The organism is Bizionia sp. (assembly GCF_048259285.1).
Taxonomy (GTDB): Bacteria; Bacteroidota; Bacteroidia; order Flavobacteriales; family Flavobacteriaceae; genus Algorimicrobium; species Algorimicrobium hallyeonense.
Map to the genome: position 1 here is coordinate 1 of NZ_JBLXHU010000062.1, position 8,270 is coordinate 8,270.

The 8,270-nt window shown below is 35.2% G+C and carries 5 protein-coding genes; 2 read left to right on the forward strand and 3 right to left on the reverse strand.

Annotated features, from left to right (window positions below; genetic code table 11):
* Together ACN0QX_RS14520 and ACN0QX_RS14525 are read left to right on the forward strand one after the other, a co-directional pair.
* Positions 1–477, forward strand: a 477-nt coding sequence (locus ACN0QX_RS14520; protein ID WP_417197979.1) for a MauE/DoxX family redox-associated membrane protein, incomplete at its 5' end; no start/stop codon positions are given.
* A gap of 171 nt (positions 478–648) precedes the next feature.
* On the forward strand, positions 649–969 hold the full coding sequence (locus tag ACN0QX_RS14525; protein ID WP_417197981.1) for a DUF6520 family protein: 321 nt from the start codon (positions 649–651) through the stop codon (positions 967–969).
* A 147-nt stretch (positions 970–1,116) separates the two neighbouring features.
* On the opposite strand, the gene ACN0QX_RS14530 is transcribed toward ACN0QX_RS14525, so the two are convergent.
* The 3 genes from ACN0QX_RS14530 to ACN0QX_RS14540 all read right to left on the reverse strand — a co-directional run.
* Complete coding sequence (locus tag ACN0QX_RS14530) at positions 1,117–3,993, reverse strand: insulinase family protein (protein WP_417197983.1); 2,877 nt, start codon at positions 3,991–3,993, stop codon at positions 1,117–1,119.
* A gap of 97 nt (positions 3,994–4,090) precedes the next feature.
* Positions 4,091–5,494, reverse strand: a complete 1,404-nt coding sequence (locus tag ACN0QX_RS14535; RefSeq protein ID WP_417197985.1) for a RagB/SusD family nutrient uptake outer membrane protein — start codon at positions 5,492–5,494, stop codon at positions 4,091–4,093.
* A 10-nt stretch (positions 5,495–5,504) separates the two neighbouring features.
* A partial coding sequence (locus tag ACN0QX_RS14540; protein ID WP_417197987.1) for a SusC/RagA family TonB-linked outer membrane protein occupies positions 5,505–8,270 on the reverse strand: 2,766 nt, incomplete at its 5' end.

Sequence of the window (8,270 nt, forward strand, 5' to 3'; positions counted from 1 at the left end):
ATAAATACAAATGATATGAAATGGTATCAAAAACATACAGGTTTAATTACGGAGATCATCAGTTATCTGTTTATACTGCTTTTTGTTTTTGCCGGGGTCACTAAACTTATGGAAGGAGATCTTTTTTTCAATAACTTGAATAACTCCCCTATTTTATCCGGCAAAGAAACAGCTACTATACTTAGTTGGGCAGTACCTATATTGGAAATTGTAGTAGCTATTCTTATTGCGTGGCCTATGACAAGGTTAAAAGGGCTTTATAGCGCTCAAATTCTTATAATAATTTTCACCTTCTATGTATCGGGTATAGTGTTTTTTAGTCCTTATACGCCTTGTTCTTGTGGAGGAATAATAACACTGTTATCCTGGCCTGAACATTTGATTCTTGATGTGGGACTTATCTTACTGTCCATTATTGGTATAAAACTGTACAGAAAAAGGAATAAGCTTTACGCTTCCTCTGTATTTAACTGTTAACGGCAGGCTATCATAAACTGATGTAGTTCCCTTAACCTACTCACTAAGTTAAAATAGTTACCTAGCCCTTTAGGTATCACAATATTTTGTTGCAACAAAAGCAGGGAAGAAACGCCGAAAACCTGATTTTTAGAAGTAGGCATATTATTAATAATTAAAATCTTTTTAATCATGAAAAATTTAAAATTAATGTTACCGATGATGGCCTTTATCATGGCCATTGGAATGTCGTTTGCTTTTAACAACTCTGATTATCTTTTAGCTGAGGAGGTTGTTAAAATTGGAGGTACAACTTATGAGGTCAATGCCAATTGCAATGGAGAAACCTTTAATTGTAGAATTCAACTTACCGATCAGAGTGGTGATCCTATTCCTAATGAAGTATATCAAGTTTATGGACCTGATGCAACTGGGGAATATACTGTCCTTCTGAAATCAGAATCAGAAGAGCCTATTCCAGTGAGTGCTTCCTCTCTGACTCCTGTTGAATAAATAGTATGTTTAAAAACGACCGCCTTATTATCTTCTATTAAGACGGTCGTTACTTTAGTTTCTTTAGAATCATGCAATATCTTTTACTGAAAGATATTATGATCTCGGTTAATACCCATAATTTAAATTTATTAGTAAAGTCCTTATCTAATGAGGTTTTCTCTCACTTTTACTATCTTTCATTACAAATTCATACATGTTTTCTTTAGTGAAATATTTAGCTGCCGTTTCTTGGATATCATCAGGAGTTAATGAGCGTACAAAGTTTTCTCGCTCTTCTTTGTTTATAATTGGCGTGCCGTAACGATAATATTCAAATATCTCATTACTAGTAGGTTTTTGGTTTGGCTTAGCTACAAAATAGGGATATAAATTACTTTTACTAATTTCGTAGAACTCATTTTGATCTATCCCATTTTCTTTTATATCCATAATAATTTCTTGACATTCCTGTCGTAGCCAGTTTAACTCATTTTCTTTGCAAGCCAAATAAATTGCTATTTTAAAAGTTTGTAAGCTTCTGTTAAATTTAGTATATGAATAATTAATACCATAAAGTCCAGCCCTTTTTTCATATCGTAATTGATCCAATCGTGGGCGGATGAACTTGGAAAGAGCTATTAATTTTACCCGCTCTTTCCAATCCCAAAAATCTTCGATATTTTTCATCATATATGACAGTTCATAATTTACACTTCTCATAGCATAAACTGGTTGCATATCTTCTGCATAAAATTCTTTATAAAGGGGAGCTGAAGGCAAAGAGACTTCAGCGTCTTTGTTGCAGATGATATTTTCACTAACCAGTTTATTAGCTCGAACAGGAAGGTTTCCTATATATTTTTGTAATAAAGGCATTATTTGATCTTTACTATAATTGCCGCTAACTATAAAAGTAAAATTGGAAGCATTTCCAAAAATGTCTTTATATATATTATAAGCCCTTTTAGGTTTGGTTTTCTCTATGCCGTAAAATCGCATTGTTCCTTTGGGAATGAAACTTTTATCTCCTAAAAAAGCTTTTGAGATGTTCATAAAATCAGATCCAGTCAGATCGTAAGCGGGATAGAAGTATTGTTTTTTAGCTTGTTTTTTCCATTGTTTATAGATATTCTTAGTTGGGCGGAGGGGGGAAGTAAAACATAGATATATTTGTTGGAATATCTTTTCCTTGTTTTTTATATCCCCTCCAGTTATTATACCAGATGTTAAATTATTTACATAGACCCTAGCATTATCTCTTAACGCATTTGCTTGGATTAAATCTGGGGCATTAATAGCAGAGAAATAATCTCTAAGGCTGTAACAATTAGCCCCTTTACGGGTGAAACCATGTATTTTTATAGAACCTTTAGCATTTGTTGTAAGATCTTTTCTGTCCAATAGGACACGAATTCCATTGTCTAATTTTAAAACCTCTACTCCGGTATTTGGATCAATACCCATATTAGTGATTCCTAACATTGAAAGAGCATCAATTTCCTTTTCTGTTAATAAAGGCACATTTTCTTCTTTAACATCTTTTTTATGAAGTTGAACTGATCCTGTAAAAGGTGATATTGGATATTCTAAAGCTTCTTGAATCCATCTCCTCACTTCACTTTCTGTATACAACAGGGCTTTATTATCTATAGGCACTAACATGGATATGTCATCGGGGGAAGCGCTGAATTGTGTTTTTATATATTCATTAATGTGTTCTAAGGTTATTGACTTAAGTATACGCTGTATTATTTTTGATTTATTTTCAGGTAAAACTACTCCATTGACAAAATGGCTTTTAATCTGAGTATTCCAATAATCTACACTGGTTGTATCCGTCTTATTTAGATATTCTTCTATTATATTTCCTTGTACAATACTCCATTCTTCAGCGGTAAAACCGAATACTTGTACCTGATGTAAAAGTTTGACAATATCTTGAATCTTTTGTTTTTCGGTACCATTACTTTCATTAAACCCTATCTGTAAAAAGGGCTTTTCTCTTTTTTTTTGATTTACAAAAGATGAATTGATATTTTTCGCAATAAATCGACGATCAATTAATCTTCCTAAAGCATCCCATACCAAAGATGTCTGAAATGCTTTTTTAGAATATTCTTGCTTAAGATACGGATCTTGTTTTCGAAAGTCCAAAAACACTTCGACAGGCAGATCATCATTCTTTATCCATCCAGCTGGGATTCTCTCCACTATTGCAAATTTACTCTCCTGTTGTATGTATTTCTCATTACAATTGCATTTTGGGTTGGGAGAAGCAGGGACAGGGATATTAGAAAAATACGATTTTATCTTACCTTCTAAAATGGCTATGTTTTTAATATTTCCTATAATTGCCAACCCCATACGATCCGGGCGGTACCATTTATTATAAAAACCAGCTACTTCCGTCGAAGTGATATTCTCAATATCTGTGAAAAAGGTAGAGAGATCCGGAGTACATGGATATACTAAAGACTCTCTTTTTTTATTCAATAGGATCCATTCCATAAGATCGCCTGAACGATAAATTGCCTCTTGACGCAGTATCCCAGTTTCCTTTTTAACATCGTAAGAGGAAATCTCCAAATCTCCTATATCCTTGAACCATAATAACCCAGTGGATAACCCTTCAATTCCAGATGATGAAGGTACCTTCAACTGATATTCTGTGTGTATCCTTATGGTACGCCCGGCAAAATCTTTTATACCGTGCTTTTTAATTAAAGGGCTTAATTTTATGTTACTACCTGGAAAATGTTTAGTTGATCTAAAGGGTAGGTGTTCAATAAGATGTGCTACACTTTTTTGGTTAACTGATTGATTGAAAATTCCCGCCTTTACCCATAAATTCATTTCTACTTTTTCAGTGTTTGGCAATGATTTCACATAGTAGGTGAAACCATTATCTAGACGACCGTAACGTATTGCTGGATCTAATGGCAGGGAATCTATTGGATTTATATCATTACTTTGGGCGTTACCAATTATCGCCCAAACTACAATTAAAAGAAACTTAATTGAATGCTTAATTTTATTTATCATTATTGATGTTTAATGTGATTAAAACTATTTTCGACCTTGAAGTATGAATTTCAAAAGAAGTAGGAGGGGGATTAAGTAAATGTGCGAGGAGTTTTTTCTAATAACCTTCGTTTTGTCCCAAATTGGGGTTTTTAAGGCGCTCTTGTTCTGGAATTGGATACCAGATATCCGTATCCTGCCATGAGGGGTTGTCTACAAATTCTTCCAAGACATTTTTTGTGCGTTTCAGGTCTAACCAATGATGGCCATACTCACCAAAAAGCTCCTTTTTCCTCTCTTCCATGATGGTATCTAATAATGCCTCACTAGTGATTTCTGGATTTGTATCTACAATCAAATCTATTCCAGCTCTGTGCCGTATAACATCAATGTCTTTGATTGCCATATCCAATTTATTCTGACGCAATCGAGCCTCTGAACGTATAAGATATTGTTCAGCTAAGCGAAGTACTACGGAAGACTCAGAATTATTACTATTTGAGACATACTCTTTATATTTGTTAATGTAAGGATATATATCACTAGATTTCTGGTATGTCCCTACCCAATACATAAGACGTTTATCATTACCCGAAAAATCATTCACAAAATCTTGCGAAAGCACTATTTCTCCTTGTACCAATCCAAATAGAAAAGTTCGTATAACATAAGCCAAACCTTCGGCGGTTACTATTCTGGGTGTAGAACCAATGGGGTCGATTTGCCATATTGCTTCTTTACTATTTCTTAAGAACACTTTTTCCAAATCATCCAACATTTCATAATCAGAGGATTGTGCTATAATCTTACTGCTATATTCTTCTGCTTTAGACCAATCCTCGCGATAAAGACAGACCCTAGCCTTAAAAGCAAAGGCAACATTTTGAGTTACGTAAAACCGTTGCTCTTCAGGATAAATTATGTCAGTTTGTAATAGCGCAATTGCTTCATCTAAATCACTCTCAATTTGTAGCCAAACTTCCTCTGCGGAAACCCTAGGAGCTGTCGCATTTATCTCATAGTCTGTACTTAATAATAAGGGTACATCGCCATAAAAATTGGTAAGATAAAAATAAGTCCAGGCGCGTATAAATAGGGCTTGTCCTAACAAGCTATTACGAAGATCTTCTGACAGTACTGATGAATTTTTGACTCCTTCTATGAGGCTATTGGTCAAATATATCATATTATAAGCACTGCTCCAGACTCTTAGGTTATCTGTTGCATCTACACCATCTAAAGTGTTTATGTCATGTTGGTAATATGGGTCATACTTTAAACTAGCAATCCTAGGTTCGATTAGGTTTCCAGACATTCCCATATGAGTACTTGCCGCTCCTGTGAAAAAAGAAGGGCTTAACTCATTATATATTCCCTGCATTGCAGCGAGTGCAGTTGATTCATCAGAAAATACATTCTCATTTACTATTTGGAAGTTTGGTGTATCTATTTCTACATAATCCTCACATGAGGAATTTACAATTAGACAGATTATAACAAAGATTATGGTGCTTTTTTTCATGATTTCTTTATTAAAATATAATTTGTATACCACTGGTTATTGTCCTTAATGGGGGTATGGTTAAGGAGGAAGGGTTTGCTTCTAAATTTAATCCTGCGTATGAGCTAATAGTGAACACGTTTTGCGCAGAAACAAAAATTCGGAAAGTATCAATACCTATACCTTCCATCAAATATGAAGGGATGTCATAACTTAAAGACAAGGTTTTTAAGCGTAAAAAGGAGGAGTCAACCCATCCATAATCACTGCTTTGTGCTCTTAAATATGAACTATAAAAAGCAGTAGAATCTTCTATGTATAAAGTCCCATCTTCCCAGGCGGTATAATCTTCAATTGCACGATTATAATACCCTCCAGAATACCCTGGAGCACTTGTGGAAAACATGGTGCTTTTAATTGATTTTTGTTTTATAAAATCTAATAAAAAACTACACTGAAAACCTTTGAAAGAGAAACTATTATTAATACCTCCATAATACTGTCTTCCCGCATTTTTAATCACAACCCTATCCTCAAAATCGTAATTTCCATCTTCATTTACATCCCTAACCTTATGAAATCCTGTCTGTGAATCTATTCCATCATATTGATAACGAAATACAATATCTAAAGGGTGACCCACCTTATATATCCTAGCGTATGAAGTTTGTTCTATCCCTGGAAAACTAATTAACTCATTTTTGGGATAGCTGATATTAAATGAAGTTTGCCAGCGAAAGTTTTTAGATTGTATATTTATTGTTGACATTTCAATCTCCCAGCCCGTGTTTTCAACCGTGGCAGGTAAATTAGCTTGTACAGTAGTAAAGCCTGTCATTGCTGGAAGTGGATAACCGACTAGTTGATTCGATGAACGATTTCGATACCAACTTACACCAAGATTTATTCGGTCATTTAGAAATCCTAATTGGAATGCGCCTTCCAATTTTTTGTTCTCCTCCCAGGCAAAGTTTGCATTAAATAAACCAGTGGGGTATAGCCCTCCTGGAGCAGAAGTAGATTCATATGAATCCAAATATTGATAATCTCCGATTTGGTCATTACCAGTAGTCCCATAACTTCCTCTGAGTTTTCCAAAACTTAAGAATGGAATATTATTGTTTATAAAGGGTTCTTCGGTAAATATCCAGGCTAATCCTGCTGCCCAGAAATTGGAAAATCGCTTATCTGGTCCAAAACGTGAAGAACCATCTCTTCTACCAGTTAGGTTAATAAAATATTTATGGTTCCAATTATATCCTAAACGTCCAAATAGTGCATGATATTTATATTCATTAAATCTTCCTCCTAGGTTGTAATAGGTATTTGCAGAGTTCACATCTTTAATTAAGGATTCAGATACAAATCCTTCTCCACGAATACCCAACCCATCACTTTCATTTTTTTGAAAAGTGGTACCTGCCAAGGCGTCTATAGTACCTTTACCTAAGGAACGTCTATAGGTTATTTGTGGCTCAATATTCCATGTCAATCTTTTTTGAAAACCTTTACGAATTTCATGTTCTGTATTTTGCCTTTCTGCGGGTGGAACTCTATAATTTAAACTTTTACCAAGGGACTCTCGGGTATTTCGAGTATAACCAAAGCTACTTTTTATTGAAAGCCCTGGTAGTATTTCATATGATAACATGAGGTTTGATATTAAATTATGAATTTCCCCATTTACAGTAGTATACTTTCCAGCTAATGGATTGTCTTTATTGAGTAAACTCCATTCTTCCCAATGTAAGCTACCATCTTCATTGTATAGAGGTGGGGCATTGGGAGGAAGTAAATATGCACTTTCAACAATTTTATTAACTGAGTATGATTCACTTTGATCCGTCCCGTAATTCAAGACCAAATCAATTTTAAATTTTTCATTTGTGGATCGATGGTTTACTGTTAGCCCTGCTGTTGCTTTTTTATAATCTAAACTCACTGGAAATACATTTCCCTGTTTACTAAATGATCCATTTAATCTAAAAGCTGTATTAGCATTCCCTCCAGAAACGGAAAGATTCATGTTCATTAAGGGGGCCATCCCGCCGAGTAATTCTTCCTGCCAGTCCGTATAACGATTTGTATCCCATAGTGCTATATCTGGAGCTCTATTGGCATCCACTTCTAAGTCAGCATTTGCAATTGCAACCTCTCTAAGTTTGACATATTGCTCCGTATTCAGCAAATTCATCTTTCTACCTACTTGACTAAAACCAGAATACCATCTAGCCTCTATTTGAGTCTTTTGTTCATAGCCTTGACCTTTACGTGTAGTGATAAGAACAACTCCATTAGCTCCCCTTGAACCGTAAATAGCGGTGGCGTCAGCATCTTTTAGCACTTCAATACTTTCAATATTGGAAAGGTTTAAGGTGCTTAAGGGATCTATATTCCCTGGAAGTACATTTTCTGGAAATCCCATTCCAGATTCGATGGGAGTTGAATTAATAGGCATACCATCAATAATATATAGGGGGTAATTACCTTCCTTCCTCAGACTATTAGTTCCCCGAATTCGTATAACTGGGGCGCTTCCAGGCATGCCATCCTGTTGTGAAATTTCAACCCCGGCCATCCGGCCTTGCAATGCCTCTATAGGACTTACAATTGGTTGCAACTCTATATCCTCTGAGGTTACTTTTGCTATATTTCCTGTCCTTTCCCGCTCCTTTACAGAATAATATCCTGCATTGACCGTCACCGCTCCAAGATCAGTCACATCTTCCTCTAATACAAGGGAAAGTTCCTCCGAGCTTCCCACTATAACCTCTAGTTTCTTAAATCCGATATAGCT